Source organism: Mesorhizobium sp. PL10 (genome assembly GCF_053714315.1).
Window position 1 is genome coordinate 1 of record NZ_JBSKBR010000126.1, and the last position, 1,652, is coordinate 1,652.

A 1,652-nucleotide genomic window follows, 5' to 3' on the forward strand; every position below is an offset into this window, starting at 1 on the left:
CAGCGGCGGCAGAAACTGATTAGGAGACCTTCCTGACGACAGCCTGACGTCAAGCGTCTGGTGCGTGAAAAAATGGTGGCTCGCGGCCGGGCCACATTGGCTGGCGGCCCTTCTAAGGGGTATCTTCGCGCCCGTCATCGAGCGACGGATGTTTCGCGGCCTTCTTATTGAGGTCATCCCCCGGTTCATGCTTCGGTCGGTGGTCAGCGCGGCGGCTGCCAACGTGATGCTGACCAGTGCGGCAACCCGAAGTGCCCATCTCATCGGCTGCTCGAACGGAACGTTTGGCTGTCAAGCGAAGTGAGAAGTTGACCCCTCCTATTGCCTCGGCTCGCCGGCGGCGAAGGCGCTGATGTAGAGCCTGATGATCTTGGGATCCGGGGAGAGGCTGGAGACCCTGGTGCCGGCACCAGGAGGTAAAAGTGCCGCCCGTCCTTGGCGTAGGCGTTGATTACCGGTCTCCTGAAATCCTTGAGGTCGGATTCGCAGAATTAAATGGAAAAAGAGACCAGGCCGCGCTCAACGAGCTCAGTGCACTCGCCAATTCGGGGCGGCCTTGCTGCGGCTTGGATGGCGCGGCGGTCGCGTTCTACAAGACTATTTCATCGTAAAGGCGATCGGCTTGCTCAAGCCAGCCTCGCGGCTTTCGTGACCAGCCCCGAAACGATGGACAAGGCCGACGGCACCGCGCGTGAGCGTATTGCGAAATCGGCCGATCTGATCGCGGCCTTCCGTCTGCCCGAGGCGGGTTCAACACACTCGACATTTGCGCCATTTGCGGCCCAGCACGCAAATTCAGGTCGGTTTGTGGCGATCCATGTTGGCGGCTGCGGACGTTGAAGAGGCTTCAGCGTCAAAGGGACATTGTTTAGCTCAAAATGCTGGCCCCGGTAGGAAAGAGTGGCCTGCCTCATCGCCTTCATCAGGAGTTCGCTGGCTTCAAGATAGCGCCCTGGAACTGTGTCCGCATCAATCCCGAAGTACGCTAGCTCAATCGGAAGAGAGCCGCGCCCTATACCTAACTCGACCCTACCACCGCTCAAGTGGTCAAGCATGCAGATCTCCTCGAACGCACGCAGCGGGACAAAGACTCAGCAACATGACCAACGGACCAATACGAAGTTGCCTGGTACGCTGTGCGACGCTCGATAAGAACAGATTTGGCGACGGGCTTCTCCCATGCGGCGAACAATGGTGCTCCGCTAGGTGGTAAGCATAAAAACCTGGCCGATCACAGGCTTCTGCTAGCCTGAGGCGGTCCGCGTATTGACGTGCAATAGCCCTACCGTCCTCGTCCAAATGATCGAAAATGCCTAAAGCTAGCTTGGAAGGGGAGGCTTTTCTCATTCAACTATCTCCAACTTTGTCCGGGGCGCCGGACGTTGAGCCAAGCGAACGGGAGTTGCGGACAGGCTGCCGTTTCAGTGTCGCGCTCCAGCCCATAGACGTCGTCCTCGAGCTCCCTTATTTCCGCCAGCACTCCGGCGATGAGGTCCAGGTCCTCGGCGCTCAGGGCGAGGCAGGAGACGGCGACGTTCGAGGTCAGATCCGAACGGTTGCGCGCGCCGATAATGACGGCCGCCACGCCCATCGACGCCGTGTCCTACACTCTGAACCAGTGGGAATACCTACGCGATACAAAGAAGACGGCA

Annotated in this window: 2 protein-coding genes and 1 pseudogene; 1 reads left to right on the plus strand and 2 read right to left on the minus strand. The window is 59.1% G+C overall.

Annotated features, from left to right (window positions below; all coding sequences use genetic code 11):
- Positions 1–495: 495 nt before the first annotated feature.
- Positions 496–840, plus strand: coding sequence for a hypothetical protein (locus ACWGTO_RS33365; RefSeq protein ID WP_454578939.1), 345 nt, complete (start codon positions 496–498; stop codon positions 838–840).
- Here the strand turns inward: ACWGTO_RS33365 and ACWGTO_RS33370 are convergent.
- Both ACWGTO_RS33370 and ACWGTO_RS33375 read right to left on the minus strand, forming a co-directional pair.
- A pseudogene (locus ACWGTO_RS33370) lies at positions 729–1,347 on the minus strand (LLM class flavin-dependent oxidoreductase); the annotation flags it as partial. The gene ACWGTO_RS33365 and the pseudogene ACWGTO_RS33370 overlap by 112 nt on opposite strands.
- Before the next feature lie 4 nt (positions 1,348–1,351).
- Positions 1,352–1,591: a hypothetical protein gene (locus ACWGTO_RS33375; protein WP_454578938.1), complete on the minus strand. Its 240-nt coding sequence runs from the start codon at positions 1,589–1,591 to the stop codon at positions 1,352–1,354.
- Positions 1,592–1,652: the final 61 nt, after the last annotated feature.